Here is a 26,045-nt window from a genome sequence, read left to right as displayed (position 1 = left end):
ATTTAGGGACTATGTGAGTTCAGCGTTTTATTAAGGAACACCATCAATGAAAAGAATCCATATCGTAGCGGGTATTATCTTCAATCAAGATAAGTCACAGGTCTTTATCACTAAGCGTCCAGATGACAAGCACAAAGGTGGCTTCTGGGAATTTCCAGGTGGCAAGGTTGAAGAGGGCGAAACTATTGAGCAAGCGATGACTCGCGAGCTTGATGAAGAGGTCGGTATCAAGGTGACCGAGCAGTCTCTGTTTGAGCATCTTGAATTTGATTACACCGATAAGTCACTTAAGTTCGATTTCATTCTCGTGACTGATTTTGAAGAGCAGCCTTATGGTAAAGAAGGTCAGCAAGGTGAATGGGTAAGCCTAGAATCATTGAATCAATACGCCTTCCCAGAGGCAAATGTGCCAATTTTAGAGCGAGTAATAAAAGAGTTTTCGTAATTGCTAGCCTGAGTTTGAGATTGTTGTTAGTTTAAAGAGATTAATCGATTGAACGTTGCTGCAAGAGATAAGTGGCAACGGTAACCAAAACAATGGAGATATTCGCAGTGGTAAGAATTGCAATTGCAGGAGCAGCGGGCCGCATGGGCCGCAACTTGGTGAAAGCCGCTCATCATAATTCAGAAGCAAGTGTTGGAGCTGGTTCAGAGCGTCCAGAGTCATCTTTGGTCGGCGTAGATGTCGGCGAGTTATGCGGTGAAGGTCGTTTTGATGTTGCTTTAGTCGATGATTTGTCTAAAGCCATCGAAGAGTTTGATGTGATTGTCGATTTTACTGCCCCTGTTAGCACATTAGCGAATATTGAACTTTGTAAACGTCACGGTAAAAAACTGATCATCGGTACAACGGGCTTCTCTGAAGAAGAGAAGCAGGTGATTGATGCTGCTTCAAAAGAGATGGCTATCGTAATGGCACCTAACTACAGCGTTGGTGTGAACCTGGTCTTTAAGCTGCTAGAGAAGGCCGCTAAAGTGATGGGCGATTACTGTGATGTCGAGATCGTTGAGGCTCATCACCGTCATAAAGTCGATGCACCGTCAGGTACTGCGATTGGTATGGGCGAAGCTATTGCGGGTGCTATGGGCAATGAGCTGAACGATGTAGCTGTATGGTCACGCGAGGGTATTACTGGCGAGCGCACTAAAGATGAGATTGGTTTCGCGACGATTCGTGCCGGTGACATTATTGGTGAACACACCGCTATGTTTGCTGATATCGGTGAACGAGTGGAAATTACCCATAAAGCCACTGATCGAATGACCTTTGCTAATGGCGCAATCAAGGCCGCGGTTTGGTTAAATGATAAACCAGCAGGCTTTTATACCATGACGGATGTGCTTGGTTTGAATGACCTATAAATAGATATTTATGCGCTGGCAATTGCCGGCGCTTTCTTTATTTGGTGCATTTTCCTTAGTAATCTCACTTCTCCGATCTTCCTTCTACTTTCTTCTTATCGCCTTTTTGACTCCATTTCTATGCTGTTTATGTGGTCTTTAGTGTGTTTTTTGTTTTAGATCTTTAAATTGTCATGTTTTCTCTTGGTATTTATCGATTGCGTTTTGTTGCTGATATTTTTATCACTCTATGGTTGGCTAAAATGAGGAGTGAAAATTAGAAAATCGTAATATTCGAGCTAAATGCGCATGAAAGTTGAACTTTTGGAGCTTTGAGGGGGTAAATTGAATTAGTCCTTACAAATGTTTAATTTCTTTTGAGTTAAATGTTGACACGTATCACGCAGATCACTAAAATACCGCCAATTTGTCTAATTTCCATAAACACGCAGTTTTTGGTGTTGCAGGAAGGTAGATTTGCAAATTAAATCAATTTTAATGCATTTTTATTTCTGGAGGTTGTCTTGAAGAAGTCAGCACTACTCGTCCTAGAAGATGGGACAGTATTTCACGGTGAAGCCATTGGCGCTGTAGGTTCTGCAGTTGGTGAAGTCGTTTTTAATACCTCGATGACGGGGTACCAAGAAATCCTCACTGATCCTTCCTATTCTCAACAAATCGTTACCCTTACTTACCCTCACATTGGCAATACCGGAACCAATTCCGAAGACGAAGAATCTTCTTCAATCCACGCTCAAGGCCTTGTGATTCGCGATCTCCCTCTAATCGCTTCTAACTTCCGTAATGAACAATCCCTTTCTGATTACCTTAAGTCGCAAAACGTTGTTGGTATCGCTGATATCGATACTCGTAAGCTGACGCGTATTCTTCGTGAAAAAGGCGCACAGAACGGTTGTATCGTAGCTGGCTCTTCAGTAAACGATGGAAACCTAGACGAAGCTCTAGCTCTTGCTAAAGCAAAAGAATTCCCTGGCCTGAAAGGTATGGACCTTGCGAAAGAAGTTACAACAAAAGAAGCGTATCAATGGAAACAAGGTTCGTGGACGCTTACGGGTGGACTTCCTGAAGCGAAAGCAGACTCAGAATTGCCATACCACGTTGTTGCTTATGACTTCGGTGCAAAACGAAACATCCTACGAATGCTTGTTGACCGCGGCTGCCGCCTAACGGTTGTTCCTGCTGAGACTTCAGCTGAAGAAGTACTTGCTCTGAACCCAGACGGTGTTTTCCTTTCAAATGGCCCTGGTGACCCAGAACCATGTACTTACGCAATTGAAGCGACAAAAGTGTTCCTAGAAAAAGGCTTACCAATCTTCGGTATCTGTCTAGGTCACCAGATTCTTGCTCTTGCGTCAGGCGCTAAGACAGTGAAGATGAAGTTTGGTCACCACGGCGCAAACCACCCGGTTAAAGATTTAGATCGTGATGTTGTGATGATTACTTCGCAAAACCACGGCTTTGCTGCTGACGAAGAAACCCTTCCAGAGACACTACGTGCAACGCACAAATCACTATTTGATGGTTCTCTACAAGGTATTCACCGTACAGACAAACCAGCATTCAGCTTCCAAGGTCACCCTGAAGCGAGCCCAGGTCCAGAAGACGCAGCGCCGTTATTCGACCACTTTATTGAACTAATCAAACAGCACACAGCGTAATTCGGAGTAGTAGACAATGCCAAAACGTACTGACATTAAAAGTATTCTTATTCTAGGTGCTGGCCCGATCGTTATCGGCCAAGCATGTGAGTTCGATTACTCTGGTGCTCAAGCTTGTAAAGCGCTTCGCGAAGAAGGTTACCGAGTTATTCTTGTGAACTCGAACCCAGCGACAATCATGACTGACCCAGATATGGCAGATGCAACTTACATCGAGCCTATCCAATGGGAAGTTGTGCGTAACATCATCGCTAAAGAGAAGCCTGATGCAGTTCTACCTACTATGGGTGGCCAAACTGCATTGAACTGTGCTCTAGACCTAGAAAAGCACGGCGTTCTTGAAGAGTTCGGTGTTGAAATGATTGGTGCAACGGCTGACGCTATCGATAAAGCAGAAGACCGTTCACGCTTCGATAAAGCAATGAAAGCAATTGGCCTTGAGTGTCCAACTGCTGATACAGCGAAAACGATGGAAGAAGCTTACAAAGTTTTAGACATGGTTGGCTTCCCTTGTATCATTCGTCCATCGTTCACGATGGGTGGTACTGGTGGCGGTATCGCTTACAACAAAGAAGAATTTGAAGAAATCTGTCGTCGTGGTTTGGATCTATCTCCAACTAATGAACTTCTTATCGATGAATCACTTATCGGTTGGAAAGAGTACGAGATGGAAGTGGTTCGTGACAAAAACGACAACTGCATCATCGTATGTGCGATTGAAAACTTCGACCCAATGGGTATTCACACAGGTGACTCAATCACTGTGGCTCCAGCTCAAACGCTGACAGATAAAGAATACCAACTAATGCGTAACGCATCTCTAGCAGTACTGCGTGAGATTGGTGTTGAAACAGGTGGTTCAAACGTACAGTTTGGTATCAACCCGAAAGATGGCCGTATGGTTATCATCGAAATGAACCCACGTGTATCTCGCTCTTCTGCACTAGCATCTAAAGCAACAGGTTTCCCAATCGCTAAGATTGCAGCGAAACTGGCTGTTGGTTTCACGCTAGACGAGCTAATGAATGACATCACTGGCGGCGCAACTCCAGCATCATTCGAACCAACAATCGACTACGTAGTAACTAAGATTCCTCGTTTTAACTTCGAGAAGTTTGCAGGTGCTAACGACCGCCTAACGACGCAAATGAAGTCGGTTGGTGAAGTTATGGCTATCGGCCGTAACCAACAAGAATCTCTACAAAAAGCACTTCGCGGCCTAGAAGTTGGCGCGACTGGTTTTGACGAAATGGTAGACCTAGACGCACCAGATGCTCTAACGACTATCCGTCACGAACTTAAAGAAGCTGGCGCAGAGCGTATTTGGTACATCGCTGACGCATTCCGTGCTGGTATGTCGGTAGATGGTGTATTCAACCTAACGCAAATCGACCGTTGGTTCCTAGTTCAAATCGAAGACATCGTTAAGCTAGAGCAAGAACTTAAAGCGAAAGGCTTTGCTGGTCTAAATAAAGACGAGCTAAACAAGCTTAAGCGTAAAGGTTTTGCTGATGCGCGCCTATCTAAGATTCTAGGTGTAGCGGAAAGCGAAATCCGTCGTCTACGTGACCAATACGATATCCACCCGGTATACAAGCGTGTAGATACGTGTGCAGCTGAGTTCTCTTCAGATACGGCTTACATGTACTCATCTTACGATGACGAGTGTGAAGCAAACCCAACAGACAAAGAAAAAATCATGATTCTAGGCGGCGGTCCAAACCGTATCGGCCAAGGCATTGAATTTGACTACTGTTGTGTACACGCATCACTAGCGCTACGTGAAGATGGCTACGAAACTATCATGGTTAACTGTAACCCTGAGACAGTTTCTACAGACTACGATACGTCTGACCGTCTGTACTTCGAACCAGTAACTCTGGAAGACGTACTAGCAATCGCTCGTGTTGAGAAGCCAAAAGGCGTTATCGTTCAGTACGGTGGTCAAACGCCACTTAAACTGGCACGTGCTCTTGAAGCTGCTGGCGTACCAATCATCGGTACTAGCCCAGACGCAATCGACCGTGCAGAAGACCGTGAGCGTTTCCAAGTTGCTGTAGACCGTCTAGGCCTACTTCAACCAGAAAACGCGACAGTAACAACAATGGAGCAAGCGGTAGAGAAATCTCGTGAAATCGGCTTCCCACTGGTTGTACGTCCTTCTTACGTACTTGGTGGTCGTGCGATGGAAATCGTATACGACGAGCAAGACCTACGTCGCTACTTCAACGAAGCAGTTAGCGTATCAAACGAATCTCCAGTACTACTTGATAGCTTCCTAGATGACGCTGTTGAAGTAGACGTAGATGCGATTTGTGACGGTGAGCGCGTTGTAATCGGCGGTATTATGGAGCACATCGAGCAAGCGGGTGTTCACTCTGGTGACTCAGCATGTTCTCTTCCTGCATACACGCTAAGCCAAGAAATCCAAGACGTAATGCGCGAGCAAGTTGAAAAGCTAGCGTTCGAGTTGGGTGTTCGTGGTCTGATGAACACGCAGTTTGCTGTTAAGAACAATGAAGTGTACCTAATCGAGGTTAACCCTCGTGCAGCACGTACGGTTCCATTCGTATCTAAAGCAACTGGTGCGCCAATCGCTAAGATTGCCGCTCGTGTAATGGCGGGTCAATCTCTAGAGTCTCAAGGCTTTACGAAAGAAATCATCCCACCTTACTACTCAGTGAAAGAAGTTGTACTTCCATTCAACAAGTTCCCTGGTGTTGACCCACTGTTAGGCCCAGAAATGCGCTCTACTGGTGAAGTTATGGGTGTTGGTGCGACGTTCGCAGAAGCATACTCTAAAGCTGAATTGGGTTGTGGTAACATCTACCCAGAAGGCGGTCGTGCACTTCTTTCTGTTCGCGAAGGCGACAAAGAGCGTGTTGTTGACCTAGCATCTAAGCTATCTAAGCTTGGTTACCAGCTAGACGCAACTCACGGTACTGCGGTTATCCTTGGCGAAGCGGGCATCAACCCACGTCTAGTAAACAAGGTACACGAAGGTCGTCCTCACATTCTTGACCGTATCAAGAACAACGAGTACACGTACATCGTGAACACTGCAGCTGGCCGTCAAGCGATTGAAGATTCTAAAGTTCTTCGTCGTGGTGCACTTGCTGAGAAAGTTAACTACACGACTACGCTAAACGCTGCATTCGCGACTTGTATGGCGCACACTGCAGACGCGAAAACGTCAGTAACTTCAGTTCAAGAGCTACACGCTCAGGTTAAAGCTTCTCAAGCTTAATCGCCTAAAGTGTATCGCTGATATGCGGATATAAATGCTCAAAGCCCACTCCTCGGAGTGGGCTTTTTTATGTCTGTTATTCCGCGGTAGCTTAATGATGAATATTTGGAATAGGTTAGAATCTTGTGTTTCGTTATTGCTCGTCTGCTGTGAGTGGTAACTTGTCGCTACACAGGACTTTAAGGCGTTGGGTATATGGAAATCACTCTAGAAATATTGGCTATCTTGTTTGTTGTTGCAACGGCAGCAGGCTTTATTGATGCAATGGCTGGCGGCGGTGGGTTACTGACTCTACCTGCATTGCTAGCGGCTGGAGTTCCACCGACGCAGGCATTGGCAACTAACAAACTCCAAAGCTCATTTGGCAGCTTCTCTGCGAGTTGGTATTTCGTGCGCAACGGTATCGTCAGCATCAAAGAGATGCGCCTTGCTATCTTTTGTACCTTTATTGGCTCTGCAATTGGCGCTGAGTTAGTCCAGCACATTGATGCGAGCCTACTGACCAGTGTTATCCCACTGCTGCTTATCGCTATCTCTCTCTATTTCCTGTTGGCACCCCAAACTAGAGCGTCTGAAGGAAAACAGAAGATCTCTGAGGCGATGTTTGCTCTGTGTATTGGTGGCGGCGTGGGTTTCTATGATGGCTTTTTTGGCCCAGGAACAGGTTCTATCTTCACCGTCTGCTTTGTTGCTATTGGTCACTTCTCGTTAGTCGATGCTACGGCGCGTACTAAAGTACTTAACTTTACCTCGAATATCGCTGCCTTGATTTTCTTTATTTTGGCTGGCTTGCCTATTTGGGAGTTGGGATTAGTGATGGCGGTCGGTGGATTTATGGGCGCTCAGCTTGGCGCTAAAGTGGTGGTGACAAAAGGGCAAAAATGGATTCGCCCTCTTGTGATCGTGATGTCGATGCTAATGGCGTCTAAACTGCTTTGGGAACAGCATCAACAATCGATTCTATCAGTGTTTTAACTCGTGGAGACTGATAGCTATTCGGTCTGACACAGATATGAATCGGCCGAATTAAGCCTGCTAATTCGGTGAAGCTATACAGATATTGAGACTCAATATTGAGTGTTTTTACGATAGAGAGCGGGATCAACGCTGGCCCAGTCCCGCCCAATGCAAGTTGCGCCGCTGCGGTGTAGGCATCCATCTCCATCAAGGGTTTGATACCAAATTTTTCTAATACAGAAAGTTGATAAGAATTGGCTGGATTGGTCATGTCGTTAGTAATGACCATTGGAGGGAGATCCGTTAGCGGCGACTTACTCACTATGTAAAACGGTTCATCAAAAAGATGGAAGGTCATCAACCCATGATGTGGTGGCAGTAAGCCAGCACACAACCCCAAGGTCGCCTTGCCGGACTGCACCCGTTCGATAATTCTCGGCGTGTGGTTGGTGGTAATGGTGATGTACTTATCTTGCTGGATAAATTGGCCCATCATCTCACCTAAATAACCGGCTATCAGAGACTTAGTGCTGTCTAGGGTGATGAGAGTGGTATCTTCCAACTCTTGCTGTTCATAAATAAGCCCACGAAGTTCATTGAATGTCGGGCCAATACTCTCGATTAATGCTATCGCATCTGGCGTGAGTTTTATCTGTCGGCCACTCGGTTCAATGAGCTTTTTACCTAGCTTCTTTTCTAAATTCGCAATCCGTTTGCTGACCGCTGATTGGCTGATATAAAGCAAACTGCCTGTGCGGCTCATGGTCTTTGCTTTACTCAATACCAGTAGAGTTTCGATTCCTTCGAGTAGCATTGGGTTATATTCATGAAAGTTGGGAATGATTGTTTCAACTTACCTCAAACAACATTCATTCTCTAGTCTTGAAACTAAAGCTTTGAACCAAGTTAGGTATTTTTAGCTATGCTCGCACGTGTAGCGCGAGAGCATAATAATTGTGTTGGGGAGCTCAAATTAAGAAAGGCCCCTTTGCGGAGCCTTTCACTTTGTAACGTTAGCTTATTTGATGGCGAAGGTCGGCAATGATAAATGCCAACGAATAGCGCCAAGCCTTATCAATAGTGTTGAGAACACGCCGGCCAGAAATGCAGTTTCTGAATCGTGCCCCATGCTGATCGCCATGGTATGGAAAGTACCACCAATGATACAAGCGGTCGCGTAGACTTCACTTCTTAGAATCATAGGCACTTCACGGGCAAGTACGTCGCGGATAATACCGCCACCGCAGCCGGTGATGACACCCATGATGATCGCCACTAGTGCTGAATCTTGATAGATAAGTGCTTTTTCTACACCAATGCCAACAAACACCGCTAGGCCAATCGCATCACATACCGGCAATATCCACCAAGCCAGACGTTTCGGGCGTCTTACAATAATCATGGTCAGCAAACAGGTGATGATGATGACCCAAAGGTAGGTGGTATCGGTGATCCAAAACACGGGAGTTGCACCCAATGCCATGTCACGAATTGTGCCGCCGCCAATCGCGGTTACACTGCCTAGAACGGCGACGCCAAAGGGATCCATCTTAAGACGGCCAGCGACAAATACACCTGAGACGGCAAAGATGGCAGTGCCAAATAAATCGATAATATAAAGCAGCATGGAGTCCATGATACTGGTGCTCTTATAGTTAAAATTGTAGGGACAGGTCGGTGGCGAATTGTACGAAAAAACGCAGCAAATAGTTAGTGATTTTGCCTAGCTCTATCGAAGAAATCGCACACTTGTTGGATCGCTTTCAAAGTTCTCGTTGTCGGGCGATTAATCCAGTCTGAATTGAGGGACCAAATCTGATTTTGAGCGACTGCTGGGATTTCATCTTCCCATGTTTGCCACATGGTTCCATTCTCAATCGCGTGCTGAGAAGTGAAAATCACTTGCGGTTTTCTTAATACAACTTGTTCAATACCAACTTGCGGATATGGCGAGGCGCTGTCTTCAAAAATATTGTGGCCACCACAAAACTCAAACACCTCACTTGGCCAGTGTCCTTGAGCAACAGTGATGATCGGCTTTTCACTGAGCTGGTAGAAGTAGTTTACTGGCTCGGCATCTTTGTATTCTAGTCTCAACGCGTTGAGCTGCTCTCTGTATTGCTGAGCGTTATTTTCGCCAATGCTTGGATCGCTAGCGTATTCGCTCAGTTGTTCAATATTGGTTGCGATACTGTCTAGGCTTTTGGTCTTGGAGTAGTAAATATTAAAACCAAATTGCTCTAGTTTCGCGAGCTCTCTGGGCGGGTTTCCCGCTGGCCACGCAAGAATCAAATCAGGCTGAAGTGCGATGATCTTCTCAACCTTGATACCTTGATAGTTTGCTACTTTTTCAAGCTTATCGGCTTGTGGTGGGTAATCACTTCGTTCACTTACGGCGACAAGGTTGTTACCTAAACCTGCGCTGTACGCGAGTTCAGTGGCATGAGGAGCAAGGCTGACCACGCGTTGAGCCGGCTGTACTTGTTCTTGAGTCAGTGGTGCTTCTTCTGCAAATGATAAAGGCAGCCATAAGCTGGAAGACAAAATAGTAAGGCTTGTAACAAGTGCTGAAGGTTTCACTCTAAATCCCTTGGTGAATAAATAGTAAGGCTAGGCTTTGTAAAAAGATCCAGATAGCGATGCGACCAAAGAGTAGTTTCTGAACCTGAGATAGATGCAGAGCTGACGGTGCGATTCTTCCGCCTAATTTCGCGCGAATGGCTTTGGTGTTGTCGTAAATCGCAGGGCCACCTAATGATAACTCCAGCTTGTTGCCAACAGCCGTGATTAACCAGGCTGGGCCGGGTAGTGGCCAAGAGCGACTTTGGACTAGCATCATCTTAAATGTGTGCGTTGCTTTATCACCAAAGACGATCATCAAGGCAAATAAGCGCATTGGTATAAGTTCTAGGATAGCGACGATCTTGATTGCCGTTGAGCCGAAAGGAGAAAACTGCTTGCGACTTGGCGACCAAGCTCGAGCTAACTCGACCACAAGGCGATACATTAACGCAGCGATTCCACCACCAATGGCGTACCAGAACAACACACAAACTACGTTACGAGCGTAACCCATGATTATGGTTTCTGTGGCGGCTTTGCCGAGGCCAAGTGACGAAAGTGATTCGGTTTGACGATTGACAATCGGAGCCAGTAACTGACGAGCGGCCGCTTTATCTTCTCGGCCAAGTACTTTGATCAGTTGGTTAGCCAGCTTTTCATTATTGCGCCAATCAATCGCGAGTAATAACAGTGCCAATTCAAACAGTTGAGATTGCCAAACCAATGGTTGCAGTGCCAAGAGAATAACCAGAGTTGGCAGTACCATTAACCCCCAGGCTAATGTGCCTGAGATTAAGCTTTGGGAATAGTTGTGGTTGTTATTAACCTTGGTTGCTAAAAGTTCAGCAAACTTATGCCATAAGGTCGTGGGGTGTGCGGCATGGGGGATAGGTAAAATTAAATGAAAAAGCAGTGCTCCCCACATCACAAGGAGCACGCCATTTGCAAATACCTGATCAAACAGTGTTTGCATGTCTAGTCGCTTACTTTAGTAGGGCAACCATCTTGATAACCATTTCAGAAGAGCTTTGCGCTGCTAGTGGCAGGAACTCTTCGAAGCTCATTGGTGATTCTTTGTCTGCAACATCAGAGATTGCACGAACAACCACGAATGGTACTTGGAATTGGTGACAAGCTTGAGCGATAGCCGATGCTTCCATCTCTACAGCTACCACTGATGGGAAGTGCTTACGGATGAACTCTTGGCGTTCTGCTGTACAAACAAATGCGTCGCCAGTACAGATAAGGCCACGAACGGCGTGCTTATCTTCCATTTGTGCTAGTGCTTGTTCTGCAACAGCCATCAGCTTGTCGTCAGCTTTGAACGCTGCAGGTTGACCTGCCATTTGGCCGATTTCGTAACCGAAAGCCGTAACGTCTGCATCGTGGTGACGAACTTCAGTAGAGATAACCACATCGCCAAGGTTCAGTGTTGAATCAAAACCGCCAGCAGAGCCCGTGTTAAGAACGACATCTGGTTGGTATTCGCTTAGTAGGATTGAAGTACCAACAGCCGCTGCTACTTTACCAATGCCAGATTGAAGCAAAACAACGTCAACACCATTTAGCTGACCAGAGAAAAAGGTACAACCGCCTTTATTAACTTCAGTAATGTCTGAAATTGCTGCTTTTAGGATCGCAACTTCTTGCTCCATTGCGCCAATGATGCCGATTTTCATGTGTAGTCTCTTAATAAATAATATTTAAACAGTAGAGCGAAATTGTAGCATGGATAAGAAGTGTCGAGCGACTGCCCAGAGGCACTTCTCATCCGAATAGTAGTGATTTATCTGCGTATTCTTTTATCTATTTGATTAGGCCTTCGCTTTTCAAGCTAGCACGAAGTTGTTCAGCTCGTTTTCGGTTTACGCCAAAATCAGAATGGCCAGTACGAGACTCTGAACGCACGATCAGTTTGCCATCCGTGATCTTAAGCTCTAAGTCATCGACAAAACGCATGATGCGAGAGGTACATTCAACACGCAGATAATCTTCTGTTTTACTCGCGGTTTTCGATCCCGGTAAGGTTAGTGCAACCTGCTCAATCGCATCCAAGTTCGCTGAATCTGACAACTCAAACGCGGCCAATGCGTGCTGCTCACGGTCATCTTGAGTTGATACGCAGTTTGGTTTGTCTCCACAAGGTGATGAAGTTCTGTCTTTCATGTCCGTGATTCCTTGGCTGCAAGCGGTTAAAGTCAAAAGAGATAGAGAGAGGAGAGCGGCTTTTTTCATAGTGTTTCCTATGGCGTTGTTTTAATTTTAATTGTAGTTCTCGGTATTTGTTAATTTACGATTGTTTTACGTATTCTTTGTTATGCCGTTGGTAAAACGTATCGAACTTAAAAAAGGATCCATATGCGGATCCTCTTTTTATAGTAATGGATTGATTAATAGAGGAAACTTTAGATTAGTCACACTTCTAGGTAATCCAAGATCCCTTCTGCGGCTTTACGGCCCTCATCGATAGCGGTTACTACCAAGTCAGATCCTCGAACCGCATCGCCACCTGCAAAGATCTTGCTGTTGGTGGTTTGGTATTGAAACTCTTGTTTACCGGGAGCCTTGATACGACCCCACTGATCGAGTTCCACACCGAAGGGTTCTAGCCATTCCATCGCATGAGGTTGGAAACCAAATGCCATGATCACAGCATCGGCTTCAAGAACATGTTCACTGCCTTCGACAGGCTCTGGGCGACGACGGCCTGCTTCATCAGGTTCACCCAAAGCGGTTTTCACGAATTTAACGCCAACCACATGACCAGCGCTGTTAAGCTCTAAGCCAATAGGTTGGAGGTTGAACTTGAACTTCACACCCTCTTCACGCGCATTCTTCACCTCACGGCGAGAGCCCGGCATATTCGCTTCATCTCGGCGATAAGCACAAACAACATTAGCTGCATGCTGACGAATCGAAGTTCGGACACAGTCCATCGCGGTATCACCACCACCGAGCACAACCACTTTTTTGCCTTTCATGTCGATGAATGGTGTTGGGTTATCCAGTTCCATGACCTTGTAGGTATTGGAAACAAGGAATGGCAGTGCATCATAAACGCCCGGTGCGTCTTCGTTATCTAAGCCAGCACGCATGTTTTTATAGGTACCGACACCTAAGAAGACAGCATCGTAGTCATCGACCAGTTGTTGTAGTTGAACGTCTTTACCGACTTCGGTATTCATCTTAAATTCGATACCCATACCACTAAAGATACGGCGACGGTTTTCCATGATGCCTTTCTCTAGTTTGAACGATGGGATACCAAACGTGAGCAGGCCACCGATCTCCGGATAGCGGTCAAATACTACGGCCTTCACACCGTTTCGAACTAAGATATCAGCAGCAGCAAGACCTGCGGGGCCTGCACCGATGATTGCGACCTTTTTATCAGTCCATTCGACATGCGACATGTCTGGCTTCCAACCCATCTCAAACGCTTTGTCATTGATATATTTTTCAATGTTGCCGATGGTTACTGCGCCGAAATCGTCGTTGAGGGTACAAGAGCCTTCACACAAACGGTCTTGAGGACAAACTCGTCCGCAAACCTCAGGCAAGCTGTTGGTTTGGTGGGAAAGTTCAGCCGCTTCGATAATGCGCCCTTCATTGGCAAGCTTGAGCCATTGAGGGATGTAGTTGTGGACTGGGCACTTCCATTCACAGTAAGGATTACCACAGTCTAAACAGCGGTCAGCTTGCGCCTTAGCTTGTTGTTTAGTGAAAGGTTCGTAGATCTCTACAAACTCAATCTTACGAATTTTGATTGGTTTCTTCGCTGGATCTACGCGATTCACATCAATAAATTGGTATACATTCTGGCTCATTATTGGCTCCTTCCAATTATTGCGCTTGAACACGAAGTTCAGCAGAGCTGCGGCTTTGATGACCGAGCAAGGTATTAAGGTCCGCCGTCTTCGGCTTCACTAGGTAGAACTTCGGAATCCATTCATCAAAGTTCGCCAGAATAGCTTCAGCGTGTACTGAGCCAGTCTCTTCTAAGTGCTCTGCAATTAAGCCACGCAGATGTTCTTGGTGGATAAATAAGTCAGACAGAGAAAGTGCCTCGACCGACTCGTTATTTACTCGACCTTGGAAGTCTTCGTTCTTATCCATGACATAAGCGAAGCCACCTGTCATACCCGCACCGAAGTTGACGCCAGTTGCGCCAAGAATGGCAACAATACCGCCGGTCATGTATTCACAGGCGTTGTCACCAGCGCCTTCAATCACAGCGACGGTACCTGAGTTACGCACGCCAAATCGCTCGCCGGCAGTTCCTGCTGCAAATAGCTTGCCTCCGGTTGCACCATACAAACAGGTGTTACCGATGATGGTCGCTTCGTTACAAACAAATGCAGTGCCTTGGTGAGGCTTGATAACCACTTTGCCGCCAGCCATACCTTTGCCAACATAGTCATTGGCATCGCCCGTTAGGTATAACTCGACGCCACCGGCGTTCCAAACCGCAAAAGATTGGCCTGCTGTACCATCGAGGTACAACTTAATTGGTGAGCCCGCCATCCCTTGGTTACCGTAGCGTTTCGCGATTTCGCCAGAGATACGAGCGCCAACCGAGCGATCGGTGTTGATTACGTTGTAGTAAAGGCTGGTGGATTGACGTTTCTCAATCGCATCAATGGCATCATCAAGGATCTGCTGGTTGAGCTGAGCCTTATCAAATGGTGCGTTTGGCTCGGTCCAAAACAGAGGGTGACCTTCTGGAGATACCGGAGCTTCGAGTATTGAAGAGAGATCGAGCTTGTTCTGTTTCGCGGTGAGGCCTTGAACGGCTTCAAGTAAGTCAGTACGACCAATCAGGTCCGTGAGTTTTTCTACGCCGAGTTCTGCAAGGTATTGGCGAACTTCATCGGCTAGGCCTGTAAAGTAGTTCACCACCATGTCTGGCAGGCCTTTGAAGTATTCGCGGCGTAGTGTTTCATCTTGAGTCGCAACACCCGTCGCACAGTTGTTTAGGTGACAAATTCGTAAGAACTTACAACCCATAGCGACCATTGGCGCGGTACCAAAACCAAAGCTTTCTGCACCGAGAATCGCACCTTTAATCACATCAAGGCCAGTTTTTAAACCACCATCGACTTGCAGGCGGATCTTATGACGAAGCCCGTTAGCAACCAGTGCTTGTTGAGTTTCTGCTAAGCCAAGCTCCCAAGGGCAACCTGCGTATTTTACCGAGGTTAGAGGGCTTGCCGCGGTACCGCCATCGTAGCCAGAAATGGTGATCAGATCGGCATAGGCTTTCGCTACACCAGTTGCAATCGTGCCTACACCCGGTTCCGATACTAACTTTACTGAAACCAAGGCTTTAGGGTTCACTTGTTTAAGGTCGAAAATCAGCTGCGCTAGATCCTCGATAGAATAAATATCGTGATGTGGAGGAGGGGAGATCAGTGTCACCCCTTGAACTGAATATCTCAGCTTAGCGATTTCTGCGGTAACTTTATGGCCGGGCAGTTGACCACCTTCTCCAGGCTTCGCACCTTGCGCGACCTTGATCTGCAAAACATCCGCATTGGTTAAGTAATGTGGCGTCACACCAAAACGACCGGAAGCTATCTGCTTGATACGAGAGTTACGGTCAGTACCAAAGCGTCGAGGGTCTTCACCACCTTCACCAGAGTTTGAGTAACCACCCAAGCGGTTCATCGCCATTGCTAATGCTTCATGCGCTTCTGGGCTCAAAGCACCGATCGACATTGCCGCAGAGTCGAAGCGTTTAAACAGATCGCTGTTAGGCTCGACTTGCTCTAGTGGTAGAGGCTGATCGGCTTTTTTGAGGCTCATTAAGTCGCGTAACATCGCAGCTGGACGAGCATTTACTTGCTTAGCAAAAGAGAGATAATCCGATGTCTCACCTGTTTTTACTGCAGTTTGCAGAGTGCCAACCACATCAGGGTTATAGGCGTGATATTCGCCGCCGTGTACGTATTTGAGTAAACCACCGTGCTCGATTGGCTTACGCTTAGTCCAGGCTTTACGCGATAAGTTATAGATATCTTGTTGGAAATCGCTAAAGCTTGCGCCTTGGATTCGAGTGGTAACTCCGCGGAAACAGAGCTCAACAACATCGGAATGAAGGCCAACGGCTTCGAAAAGCTGTGAACAGCGATAAGAGGCAATGGTTGAAATTCCCATCTTCGACATGATCTTGTACAGACCTTTGTTGATGCCGTTTTGGTAATTTTGCATTGCGGCACGATAATCTTTATCTAAAGAGCCATCATCCAACATTTTACCTAACGCTTCATAAGCGAGGTATGGGTAAACCGCGGTTGCACCGAAGCCAAGCAGCACAGCAAATTGGTGTGGGTCGCGCGCAGTTGCTGTCTCAACAACGATGTTGGCATCACAACGCAGGTTGGTATCAGCAAGCCTTGTTTGCACCGCACCAACCAACATGGCTGCAGGGATCGGTAGTTTTCCTTTCTCTAAACCTTTGTCCGACAGCACAACTAAAACCGCACCTTCGCTGACTTCTTGTTCGGCGCTATCACATACTGCTTTGATTGCTTGTTCTAGATCTTGGTTATTCGGGTCGTAGTGCATGCTGAGAATGACATGACGATAATGTTTTTGACTCAACTGCAGAAGCTGCTGCATGTCTGAGTAAAGCAGTACTGGTGAATCAAACGTGACACGATAGGCGTGACCGTCTGTTTCAAAGAACACGTTCATCTCTTTCCCAATACTGGTCGCCAAAGACATCACGTGTTTTTCACGCAATGGATCAATCGGTGGGTTGGTGACTTGTGCAAACTTTTGACGGAAGTAATCAGTGACCAAGCGTTCTTTTGAAGAGAGCACAGCCATTGGCGTGTCGTCGCCCATTGAGCCTACTGCTTCTTGCCCCATATCACCAAGCACACGCAGCACTTGGTCGGACTCTTCGTTGCTCATCGCAAACTGTTTTTGGTAGGTCTTGAGCGTGTCATCGTCAAAGCTGCGCTTACCGACTTGCTCATCGGGCAGATCGGAAAACGGTGTGAGTTTGTGAACGTTCTTTTCCATCCACTCTTTATAAGGATGGCGACCTTTAAGGTCATTGTCGATCTCGTTAGATTGCCACAATTTACCGCGGCGCGTATCTATGACGAGCAATTCACCTGGGCCGACACGCCCTTTCTCTGCCACTTCATCTGGCGCGTAGTTCCAGATACCGACCTCAGATGCCAAGGTGATCAGGTTGTCTTTGGTGATGACATAACGCGCAGGACGCAGGCCATTTCTATCGAGGTTACACGCAGCGTAACGACCATCAGAAAGTACGATACCTGCAGGGCCATCCCACGGTTCCATGTGCTTGGAGTTGAAGTCGTAGAATGCACGTAGATCTGGGTCCATATCTGGGTGGTTTTGCCAAGCGGGCGGCACAAGCATGCGCATCGCTCGGAACACATCCATACCACCGGCAAGGAACAGGTCGAGCATGTTATCTAGGCTTGATGAATCTGAGCCTGTCTCATTCACAAAGGGTGCGGCGGTTTGTAAATCTGGCAGCAATGGCGAAGAGAATTTATAGGCACGAGCCTTAGCCCATTGTCGGTTACCTTCAATGGTATTGATCTCACCATTGTGCGCTAAATAGCGGAATGGTTGAGCCAGTGGCCAACGTGGCTGAGTATTGGTTGAGAAACGCTGGTGGAACAGACATATCGCCGATTCCATGCGTAAGTCTGCAAGATCGAGGTAAAATCGCGGAAGATCGGCTGGCATACACAGACCTTTGTAGACCATTACTTGTGTTGAAAGGCTACAAATATAGAAATCTTTGTCTTCGGTGATCTGCTTTTCAATTCTGCGACGAGCAATATATAGGCGGCGTTCGATGTCACGCTCACGCCAGCCTGCAGGTGCTGAGATAAAGACTTGTTGAATGTTTGGAACAGAATCTTTTGCGATTGGCCCCAAAACGTCGGTGTTAGTCGGCACGACACGCCAACCTGCAACCGTTAAGGTCTCTTGAGCGAGCTCTTTATTGACGATGTCTTGCGCGGATTGCGCTTTGATTGGATCTTGGCTGAAGAAAATCATGCCGACAGCGTATTGCTTGCCGAGCTTGAAGTTATTCTCTTCAGCAATAATTCTGAGATAAGAGTCAGGCTTCTGTAGTAATAAGCCACAGCCATCCCCGGTTTTACCATCCGCAGCGATACCACCACGGTGTGTCATGCGATCGAGGGCTGAAATAGCAGTTCTTACCAACTTATGACTAGGTTGGCCTTCCATTTGCGCTATTAAACCAAATCCACAGTTGTCTTTTTCAAGACTAGGATCATATAGAGCCATTACAATTCTCCCTTTTGCTTCTCTGTCATCCAGACAGTAAATGACTAACTATTCATATACTTGTTGTTTTTTATAAACTGATAGTTTGCTTTAGCCAGTTAAAACGTTATTGGTTGTGTTAACAAAACCGATTGATTTTATTTTCATCAGCTTTACAACGTATAGCTAATTGTGTTTAAGGTCAAGTTCATGGTTAATTATCATGCATAAACGCGATTAGCCACTTAATAATCTAAAATAGTCGATGGATATCAATGAGATATATAAAGTGAATGTTAACGAGATTTAACATATACAACAGGATAATTTTGAAAACGACAAATGCCAGATAGAAAAAAGGCTAGCATCGAGTGCTAGCCAAATATAAAAGTTAGGAAGGGTATTGCTTTTCCTCTAGGCTAACGTAATTGACGTTAGCCCGAGAAATATTATGCGGAAAGCATGAGTGAATCAGCTTTCGCTTCTAAGTTTGAGTTACCCATTAAGAAGTCATCAATGGCAATTGCACATTCACGACCTTCATTAATACAACGTACAACTAGAGATTGACCAGTACGCATATCACCAGCAGCGAAAACGCCTTTCTGGTTCGTTGCAAAACCTTCAGAAGCGACGTTACCGCGCTCGTCCAGTTTAATGTCTAGTTGAGCAAGCACGCCGGTTGGCTCCGGGTGTAAGAAGCCCATTGCTAGGAATGCCATGTCACAAGGAATAACACGTTCAGAGTTCGCGACTTCATCAAAGCCTGGACGCTCACCTGGTTTCGCATCTTGCCAAACGATGTCAGCAATACGTAGACCCGTCACTTGACCTTGCTCGTTACCGATGAACTCTTTGGTTAAGATGTTCCAGTGACGTTCACAACCTTCTTCGTGAGAAGTGGTGGTTTTCATGATCATTGGGTATTGAGGCCAAGGCATGTTTGCAGGGCGCTTCTCTGGTGGGATCGGCATGATCTCAACCTGAGTAATGCTCGCTGCCTTATGACGGTTTGATGTGCCCACACAGTCAGAACCAGTATCACCACCACCGATAACCACAACGTGCTTATCTTTAGCGTGAATCTCTTCTGTTTTAAGATCTAGGTTGTTAGCACGGCGGTTGTTTTGACCAAGGAATTCCATGGCAAAGTGAACGCCTTTCAACTCACGACCAGGGATTGGCAAGTCACGTGGAACCGTAGAACCACCCGTTAGCAATACCACATCAAACTCTTGGCGTAGCTGCTGAGCGTTAACATCAACACCGATGTGTTGGTTAACTTTAAACTCAACGCCCGCTTCAGCCATTAGGTTGATCTTACGATCAATCACGTCCATACCCAGTTTGAAATCTGGGATACCGAAGCGAAGTAGACCACCGACTTTCTCGTCACGTTCAAATACCGTTACCGAGTGACCAGCGCTGTTTAGCTGCTCAGCTGCGGCTAGGCCAGCAGGACCTGAACCGATAACTGCGACAGTTTTACCTGTGCGAGAGCGTGGTGTTTTAGGTTTTGCGTACCCTTCACGGTACGCAGTTTCGACAATCGTTTTCTCGATATTACAGATAGTGATTGGGTCTTGGTTGATACCAAGAACACAGGCACTTTCACAAGGAGCAGGACAAACACGACCGGTAAACTCAGGGAAGTTGTTGGTAGAGCTTAGGATGTTCCAAGCCTCTTCCCAGCTGTCACGGTAAACCGCATCATTGAATTCTGGGATGATGTTACCAATCGGACAACCGCTGTGACAGAAAGGTACGCCACAGTCCATACAACGAGATGCTTGAGTATTGATCTTGTCACCAAACTCTTCGTTAAGTACGAACTCTTTGTTGTCTTCGATACGAACCGATGGGTCGAGCTTCTTTGGAAGCTCGCGACCGTGTTCTAAAAATCCAGTAGGCTTACCCATTATACTGCCTCCACTTCTTCCGTTTGTGCCTGTTGTGCTTCAGCTTTACGCTTCTCAAGAACTGCTTTGTAGTCGCGTGGCATAACTTTAATCAGTGATGCAATACTTGCTTCAAAGTTGTCTAGGAAAGACTGAGCAACTTCACTTCCTGTGAATTCAACGTGCTTGGTTAGCATATCTAGTAGAAGATCTTTATCTTCTTGTTCAATTGGATCTAGGTCTACAAGTTCTGGGTTAAGCTTGGTTTCGAAGTCACCAGCTTTGTCCCAAACATAAGCGACACCGCCACTCATACCCGCAGCAAAGTTACGACCTGTTGAGCCAAGGATAACGGCAACACCGCCAGTCATGTATTCACAACCGTGGTCACCAACGCCCTCAACAACAACCTTCGCACCTGAGTTACGAACACAGAAACGTTCACCAGCCATACCGCGAATGAAAGATTCACCTGAGGTTGCACCGTAGAAACATACGTTACCAACCACGATGTTATCTTCAGCAACGATAGAAGACTTCGCATCTGGGTACAGTACCAAAGTACCGCCAGACAGACCTTTACCCCAGTAATCGTTCGCGTCGCCTTCTACTTCGAACTTAACGCCTTTCGCAAGGAACGCACCGAAAGATTGGCCAGCACTACCGTGGAACTTAACGTTCATTGGCTGTGGTAAACCTTGGTCTTTGTAAACCTTCGAGATTTCGTTCGACAGCATGGTACCCGCAGAGCGGTCTGTGTTGATGATAGGGAAGGTCGCATTCACGGTTTCACCTTTCTCAAGCGCTGGAATTGCCGCTTGAATCAACTTGCGGTCTAGAACGTCTTCTAGGTTGTGGTTTTGTTGTGTCTGGTTGTAGATACCATCTTCTTCACGAGCCTGCTCAATGTGCAGTACAGGTGTTAGATCTAGGTTCTTGTACTTCCAGTGGCCGATGTCGTCACGAACTTTAAGTTTGTGCGATTGACCTACCATCTCATCGATAGAGCGGAAGCCAAGTTCAGCCATTACTTCACGCAGACCTTCAGCCATGTATTGGAAGAAAGTCACTACGTCTTCTACGCGGCCGTCGAAACGCTCACGCAGAGTTTTGTTTTGTGTTGCGATACCAACAGGACAGGTATTCTTGTGACACTTACGCATCATGATACAGCCTTCAACAACCAATGCTGCTGTTGCTACGCCCCATTCTTCCGCGCCAAGTAACGTTGCTACTGCAAGGTCACGTGGTGTTTTCATCTGACCATCAGACTGAACAACGATACGGTTACGTAGGCCGTTTTTCAGTAGTGTTTGGTGCGTTTCTGCTAGACCTAGTTCCCAAGGCAGACCTGTGTGACGGATAGAAGACATCGGAGATGCACCCGTACCACCATCAAAACCTGCGATAAGTACCACGTCAGCTTTCGCTTTCGCTACACCCGATGCAATCGTACCTACGCCAGCTTCTGATACTAGCTTCACGTTGACACGACCGTTACGGTTCGCGTTTTTCAGATCGTAGATCAGCTGAGCCAAATCTTCGATTGAGTAGATATCGTGGTGTGGCGGTGGCGAGATAAGACCTACGCCCGGAGTCGAGTGACGCGTTGCGCCGATCCAGTCATCAACCTTATCACCAGGTAGTTGACCACCTTCGCCCGGTTTCGCACCTTGAGCCATCTTGATTTGTAGCTCATCAGCGTTAGATAGGTAGTAAGACGTTACACCAAAGCGACCAGAAGCCACCTGTTTGATTGCTGAACGTTCCCAGTCGCCGTTTTCTTTACGTTCGAAACGTGCTGGATCTTCACCACCTTCACCTGAGTTTGATTTCGCGCCAATGCGGTTCATCGCAACAGCCAGTGTTGAGTGAGCCTCATGCGAGATTGAACCAAAGCTCATTGCGCCGGTTGCGAAACGCTTAAGAATGTTCTCGATTGGTTCTACTTCTGCTAGAGGAATAGAGCCTGCAGGGTTCTTGATGAAGTCCAGTTGGCTACGTAGCGTTGCTGCGTTGTCGCCTTGGTCATCAACTGCTTTTGCGTACTTCTTGAACTGACCGTAATCTTTGTTACGCGTCGATTCTTGAAGTAGAGAAATCGTTTCTGGGTTGAATAAGTGTTTCTCACCACGTTGTTTCCACTGGTAAACACCACCAACATCAAGGATCTGAGCTGGAATTTCACGAGCTGGGTAACCAACACGGTGACGAACCAATACTTCTCGCGCGATATCGTCGATCGTTAGACCTTGGATACGAGAAACAGTACCTGTGAAGTATTTTTCAACCACTGATTTGCTAACACCAAGTGCTTCAAAGATTTGTGCACCGTGGTAAGACTGCAGCGTAGAGATCCCCATCTTAGAGAAGATCTTAAGTAGACCGCCGTTAACACCTTTACGGTAGTTATCGAATAACTCACGTGGGTGTACGTTTGGATCTAGCTTCTTAGTACGTTGCAGTTCAACAATCGTTTCAATAACTAGGTATGGGTTAACTGCGTTTGCACCATAACCGATAAGCGTTGCAAAGTGGTGTGTCTCACGAGCGTCGCCCGTTTCAACAACGATGTCACACTTAGCACGTAGACCTTTACGGATTAGGTGGTGGTGAACCGCGCCAACCGCCAGCATTGCTGGAATAGCGGCATGGTTAGAGTTAACCGCACGGTCTGTCAGTAGGATGATAGAGTAGCCATCAATCACTGCGTCTTCTGCGTATTGGCAGATACGCTTAAGTGCGCGCTCTAACTTACCTTGGTCGCCATTTGCTTGGAATACGATATCCAGCGTCTTCGCCTGAAGGTGCTCGTTATCGATTGCACGCAGTTTTTCTAACTCAGAGTTAGACAGTACTGGAGACTCAAGTTCTACTTTTTGACAGTGCTCAGGTGTTTCTGCAAGTAAGTTCTGGTCTTTACCTAGGTAAGTGTTCAGAGACATAACCATGCGCTCACGAATCGGGTCGATCGGCGGGTTAGTTACTTGTGCAAACAACTGTTTGAAGTAGTTTGAAAGGTGCTGCGATTGGTGAGAAAGAATCGCTAGCGGCCAGTCAGCACCCATTGCAGAAAGTGGCTCGTAGCCTGTTTTCGCAAGAGGTAGAATAATTTCGTTTACTTCTTCAGAGCTCACGCCAAACGATTGTTGTTTGTGTAGGAGTTTCTCTGGAGAAGGTTGGCTAAATTCGTTGCTCGCATCAGGTAGCTTTTTCAAGCTCAGAAGGTTCTCTTCAACCCACTTTTCGTAAGGTTGTGCTTTAGCAATGCTGTCTTTCACTTCTTCATCAGAAATGATGCGGCCTTGCTCAAGGTCAGCAACAAAAATACGACCTGGTTGCAGACGACCACGGTACTCAACGTTTTCAGGTGTAATCTCAACAACACCAGACTCAGACGCCATTACTAGGAAGTCGTCTTTAGTTACTGTGTAGCGAGAAGGACGCAGACCGTTACGGTCAAGTGTTGCACCTACTTGAACACCATCGGTGAAACATACTGATGCTGGGCCATCCCATGGTTCCATTACGTTCGCGTGGTACTGGTAGAACGCACGACGAGTTGGATCCATGTTTTTGTTTTCTTGCCATGCTTCCGGGATCATCATCATCAACGCGTGTGGCAGAGTACGACCTGAAAGAACAAGTAGTTCCAGTGCCATATCGAAGTTTGATGAATCCGAACTACCTTCCTGACAGATAGGAAGCAGCATGTCGATTTCAGCTTGTGTAAACAGATCCGATTCTAGGATTGCTTCACGTGCTTTCATCCAGTTCAGGTTGCCGCGAACCGTATTGATTTCGCCATTGTGCGCGATGTAACGGAAAGGCTGAGCTAGACGCCAACGTGGGAATGTATTGGTAGAGAAGCGAGAGTGTACTAGTGCTAGAGCTGTCACCATGGTTGGGTTTTGCAGATCTAGGAAGTACTGAGGAACTTGTTCAGTTGTTAGCTGACCTTTGTACACCAATGTCTTGTAAGACATAGAGTTGATGTAGAAGTCATCACCGATATTTGAAACGCTTTCTAGGCATACACGAACCGTGTAGTTACGTAGAACATACAGTTTACGCTCAAGCTCTTCTGGTGTGATACCAGGGCCGCCAGAAATAAATACGTGTTCAAATTGAGGTTCAGTGCTTAGTGGGTCAGCACCAATCATTGAATTGTCCGTTGGAAGTTCACGGTAACCGATAACTTCTAACTCAAGGCGTTGTGCATTGCGTTCTAGAATGTCACGACACTGTGCACGTTTGTGTTCATCTTTAGGGAAAAGTACAACACCAACACCATATTTTTCAAAAGATGGCAGCTTAATTCCAAGCTTTACGGCTTCTTCTAGTAAGAATTCGTGCGGCTTCTGTAGCAGGATACCTGCACCATCACCAGAACACGGATCGCAGCCTTGGCCGCCACGGTGTTCCATACGTGCAAGCATATCGAGTGCTTGAGTTACTACATCATGAGATTTGCGATTCTTTAGATGCGCAACAAAACCGATACCACAAGCGTCATGCTCCAATTCAGGAGTATACAGACCCTGTGAGTTCTGCTCTTGATCTACCATAGATACATCCTTCCAGTTAAATCTAGGCGCAACTTATTTGTATAAAGTCAGCCTTGTCCTTTTATATTTATGGGTCTAAACCTGCCTATGCTGGCGGTTTGAATCCTTTCCGTATCTCGCAGGAAAAGTATTGCGAGAAAAACAATCCTTAGTGATACCTGTTTATTTTTAACCACAAACTAGTGGTTTATATAGGTGGGAGTTAGATATCACCGACTTATTAGCAAGTTTTCGTTGTAAGTAAATACTCAAAAATAGCTAATATGTGTAAGTATCCTACAATTTTGTCTAGGCGAATTGCAATGAAAGTTGACCCATGTAGACCATTTTTTTCGTTTTATTTTGAATTTAATGCCTAACAAATGTGCAACATTAGGCAAATAGAGCCGATTTTTTGCATGTTTATTGATATTTGTTAGGTTGCTCGCAAAAAGCCTTGAGTAAACTAATTGGTCGAATTTTGCAGGGATGTAATTTTTTTTCAAAAAAGACTGATATTCATTCTTATTTACTTGAGTGCTTTGAAAATATGCAATTACACGAGTTGGTCAATACTATCGGCCAAGACCTTCAACGCCGTTATGGCGAGAAGGTTCACAAGCTGACGCTTCATGGTGGTTTCAGCTGCCCAAACCGAGACGGGACAATTGGCCGTGGAGGTTGCACGTTTTGTAACGTGGCTTCCTTTGCCGATGAACAAACTCAAATTCAAAGTATTGCTGACCAGCTAAAAGATCGTGCGGGTGAGATTGCTCGTGCCAAGAAGTACCTGGCTTACTTTCAGGCGTACACCAGCACTTATGCTGAGGTGCAAGTGCTCAAGAATATGTATGAAGAGGCGCTAAAAGCACCCGGTGCAGAGATCGTCGGCCTTTGTGTTGGTACGCGACCAGACTGTGTGCCTGATGCGGTGTTGGATCTGTTAGCGGGCTACGTTAAACAAGGCTATGAGATTTGGCTCGAGCTTGGCCTGCAAACCGCCAATGATAAAACCCTCAAGCGAATTAACCGCGGCCACGATTTTGCGGTGTATGAAACGATCACCCAACGCGCACGCGCTTTAGGTATCAAGGTGTGTACTCACCTGATTGTTGGTCTACCAAAAGAAACTAAAGCGGATAACCTTGAAACCTTAGACAAGGTATTAGCCGTTGGCACCGATGGTATTAAGCTGCACGGCCTTCATATAGTAGAGGGCAGTACCATGGCTAAGGCGTGGAAGGCAGGAAAGCTAGAAGCCCCAAGCCTTGAAGAGTACATCGATATCGCGAGTGAGATCATTCAACGCACGCCTGCGGACGTGGTTTATCACCGTGTTTCTTCAGCGGCGAGACGCCCAACCTTACTTTCTCCTTTATGGTGTGAGAACCGCTGGTTAGCGATGACTGAAATAGGTCGTTCGTTGGATAAAACCGGTGCTCAAGGCATCAAAACGGGCTCTGCATTCGAGTACACGTTGCCTGTTTTAAACGCGGCCAATTAATAGAAATGGGTGACTGTAGGTAGC

Annotated in this window: 16 protein-coding genes; 6 read left to right on the top strand and 10 right to left on the bottom strand. The window is 46.5% G+C overall.

Features of this window, described 5'->3' with window-relative positions:
- Positions 1 to 46: 46 nt before the first annotated feature.
- The 5 genes from mutT to AB4138_RS00250 all read left to right on the top strand — a co-directional run bounded on the left by mutT (position 47) and on the right by AB4138_RS00250 (position 7,242).
- The gene (mutT, locus tag AB4138_RS00270) at positions 47 to 445 is read left to right on the top strand and encodes an 8-oxo-dGTP diphosphatase MutT (protein ID WP_017062897.1); all 399 of its coding nucleotides are present in this window, start codon (positions 47 to 49) and stop codon (positions 443 to 445) included.
- A 92-nt stretch (positions 446 to 537) separates the two neighbouring features.
- On the top strand, positions 538 to 1,362 hold the full coding sequence (gene dapB, locus AB4138_RS00265) for a 4-hydroxy-tetrahydrodipicolinate reductase (protein WP_020628676.1): 825 nt from the start codon (positions 538 to 540) through the stop codon (positions 1,360 to 1,362).
- Positions 1,363 to 1,865: 503 nt separating this feature from the next.
- Entirely contained in the window at positions 1,866 to 3,020 is a 1,155-nt protein-coding gene (gene carA, locus AB4138_RS00260) for a glutamine-hydrolyzing carbamoyl-phosphate synthase small subunit (RefSeq protein WP_010434758.1), read from the top strand.
- Positions 3,021 to 3,036: 16 nt separating this feature from the next.
- Positions 3,037 to 6,267, top strand: a complete 3,231-nt coding sequence (gene carB, locus AB4138_RS00255; RefSeq protein WP_017059294.1) for a carbamoyl-phosphate synthase large subunit — start codon at positions 3,037 to 3,039, stop codon at positions 6,265 to 6,267.
- 195 nt (positions 6,268 to 6,462) lie between these two features.
- Entirely contained in the window at positions 6,463 to 7,242 is a 780-nt protein-coding gene (locus tag AB4138_RS00250; RefSeq protein ID WP_017059295.1) for a TSUP family transporter, read from the top strand.
- On the opposite strand, the gene AB4138_RS00245 is transcribed toward AB4138_RS00250, so the two are convergent.
- The 10 genes from AB4138_RS00245 to gltB (AB4138_RS00200) all read right to left on the bottom strand — a co-directional run bounded on the left by AB4138_RS00245 (position 7,193) and on the right by gltB (AB4138_RS00200) (position 24,538).
- The gene (locus tag AB4138_RS00245; protein ID WP_372117793.1) at positions 7,193 to 8,038 is read right to left on the bottom strand and encodes a LysR family transcriptional regulator; all 846 of its coding nucleotides are present in this window, start codon (positions 8,036 to 8,038) and stop codon (positions 7,193 to 7,195) included. The genes AB4138_RS00250 and AB4138_RS00245 overlap by 50 nt on opposite strands.
- 204 nt (positions 8,039 to 8,242) lie before the next feature.
- On the bottom strand, positions 8,243 to 8,860 hold the full coding sequence (locus AB4138_RS00240; RefSeq protein WP_017062893.1) for a TRIC cation channel family protein: 618 nt from the start codon (positions 8,858 to 8,860) through the stop codon (positions 8,243 to 8,245).
- 74 nt (positions 8,861 to 8,934) lie between these two features.
- A complete protein-coding gene (gene btuF, locus AB4138_RS00235) occupies positions 8,935 to 9,804 on the bottom strand; it encodes a vitamin B12 ABC transporter substrate-binding protein BtuF (protein WP_372102404.1) in 870 nt (289 codons plus the stop codon).
- A 1-nt stretch (position 9,805) separates the two neighbouring features.
- Positions 9,806 to 10,759, bottom strand: coding sequence for a cobalamin biosynthesis family protein (locus AB4138_RS00230; RefSeq protein ID WP_372051999.1), 954 nt, complete (start codon positions 10,757 to 10,759; stop codon positions 9,806 to 9,808).
- Between the two features lie 10 nt (positions 10,760 to 10,769).
- Positions 10,770 to 11,465: a 5'-methylthioadenosine/S-adenosylhomocysteine nucleosidase gene (mtnN, locus tag AB4138_RS00225; RefSeq protein ID WP_012603226.1), complete on the bottom strand. Its 696-nt coding sequence runs from the start codon at positions 11,463 to 11,465 to the stop codon at positions 10,770 to 10,772.
- Positions 11,466 to 11,592: 127 nt separating this feature from the next.
- Positions 11,593 to 12,021 (bottom strand): DUF1499 domain-containing protein, encoded by a 429-nt coding sequence (locus AB4138_RS00220; protein ID WP_017070085.1) that lies wholly within the window; start codon positions 12,019 to 12,021, stop codon positions 11,593 to 11,595.
- A gap of 179 nt (positions 12,022 to 12,200) precedes the next feature.
- On the bottom strand, positions 12,201 to 13,613 hold the full coding sequence (locus AB4138_RS00215; RefSeq protein WP_372304635.1) for an FAD-dependent oxidoreductase: 1,413 nt from the start codon (positions 13,611 to 13,613) through the stop codon (positions 12,201 to 12,203).
- 16 nt (positions 13,614 to 13,629) lie between these two features.
- Complete coding sequence (gene gltB, locus AB4138_RS00210; RefSeq protein ID WP_372304633.1) at positions 13,630 to 18,093, bottom strand: glutamate synthase large subunit; 4,464 nt, start codon at positions 18,091 to 18,093, stop codon at positions 13,630 to 13,632.
- Between the two features lie 428 nt (positions 18,094 to 18,521).
- Positions 18,522 to 19,991, bottom strand: a complete 1,470-nt coding sequence (locus AB4138_RS00205) for a glutamate synthase subunit beta (RefSeq protein WP_017070082.1) — start codon at positions 19,989 to 19,991, stop codon at positions 18,522 to 18,524.
- On the bottom strand, positions 19,991 to 24,538 hold the full coding sequence (gene gltB, locus AB4138_RS00200) for a glutamate synthase large subunit (protein WP_372304631.1): 4,548 nt from the start codon (positions 24,536 to 24,538) through the stop codon (positions 19,991 to 19,993). Before gltB (AB4138_RS00200) ends, AB4138_RS00205 begins: the two co-directional genes overlap by 1 nt.
- A 529-nt stretch (positions 24,539 to 25,067) precedes the next feature.
- Here gltB (AB4138_RS00200) and AB4138_RS00195 point away from each other — a divergent pair.
- Positions 25,068 to 26,021 (top strand): TIGR01212 family radical SAM protein, encoded by a 954-nt coding sequence (locus tag AB4138_RS00195; RefSeq protein ID WP_017059306.1) that lies wholly within the window; start codon positions 25,068 to 25,070, stop codon positions 26,019 to 26,021.
- The last annotated feature ends 24 nt before the right edge of the window (positions 26,022 to 26,045 follow it).

This window comes from Vibrio sp. 10N.286.52.C3, from assembly GCF_041468865.1.
GTDB classification, from domain to species: domain Bacteria; phylum Pseudomonadota; class Gammaproteobacteria; order Enterobacterales; family Vibrionaceae; genus Vibrio; species Vibrio crassostreae_C.
Note: the sequence above shows the minus strand (reverse complement) of the source record. Positions and strands in the feature narration are given on the sequence as shown.

Coding starts and splice junctions, on each gene's coding strand:
- mutT (WP_017062897.1), top strand. CDS start 47: ATGAAAAGAATCCATATCGTAGCGGGTATTATCTTCAATCAAGATAAG.
- dapB (WP_020628676.1), top strand. CDS start 538: ATGGAGATATTCGCAGTGGTAAGAATTGCAATTGCAGGAGCAGCGGGC.
- carB (WP_017059294.1), top strand. CDS start 3,037: ATGCCAAAACGTACTGACATTAAAAGTATTCTTATTCTAGGTGCTGGC.
- AB4138_RS00250 (WP_017059295.1), top strand. CDS start 6,463: ATGGAAATCACTCTAGAAATATTGGCTATCTTGTTTGTTGTTGCAACG.
- AB4138_RS00245 (WP_372117793.1), bottom strand. CDS start 8,038: ATGCTACTCGAAGGAATCGAAACTCTACTGGTATTGAGTAAAGCAAAG.
- AB4138_RS00240 (WP_017062893.1), bottom strand. CDS start 8,860: ATGGACTCCATGCTGCTTTATATTATCGATTTATTTGGCACTGCCATC.
- AB4138_RS00230 (WP_372051999.1), bottom strand. CDS start 10,759: ATGCAAACACTGTTTGATCAGGTATTTGCAAATGGCGTGCTCCTTGTG.
- mtnN (WP_012603226.1), bottom strand. CDS start 11,465: ATGAAAATCGGCATCATTGGCGCAATGGAGCAAGAAGTTGCGATCCTA.
- AB4138_RS00220 (WP_017070085.1), bottom strand. CDS start 12,021: ATGAAAAAAGCCGCTCTCCTCTCTCTATCTCTTTTGACTTTAACCGCT.
- AB4138_RS00215 (WP_372304635.1), bottom strand. CDS start 13,613: ATGAGCCAGAATGTATACCAATTTATTGATGTGAATCGCGTAGATCCA.
- gltB (WP_372304633.1), bottom strand. CDS start 18,093: ATGGCTCTATATGATCCTAGTCTTGAAAAAGACAACTGTGGATTTGGT.
- AB4138_RS00205 (WP_017070082.1), bottom strand. CDS start 19,991: ATGGGTAAGCCTACTGGATTTTTAGAACACGGTCGCGAGCTTCCAAAG.
- gltB (WP_372304631.1), bottom strand. CDS start 24,538: ATGGTAGATCAAGAGCAGAACTCACAGGGTCTGTATACTCCTGAATTG.
- AB4138_RS00195 (WP_017059306.1), top strand. CDS start 25,068: ATGCAATTACACGAGTTGGTCAATACTATCGGCCAAGACCTTCAACGC.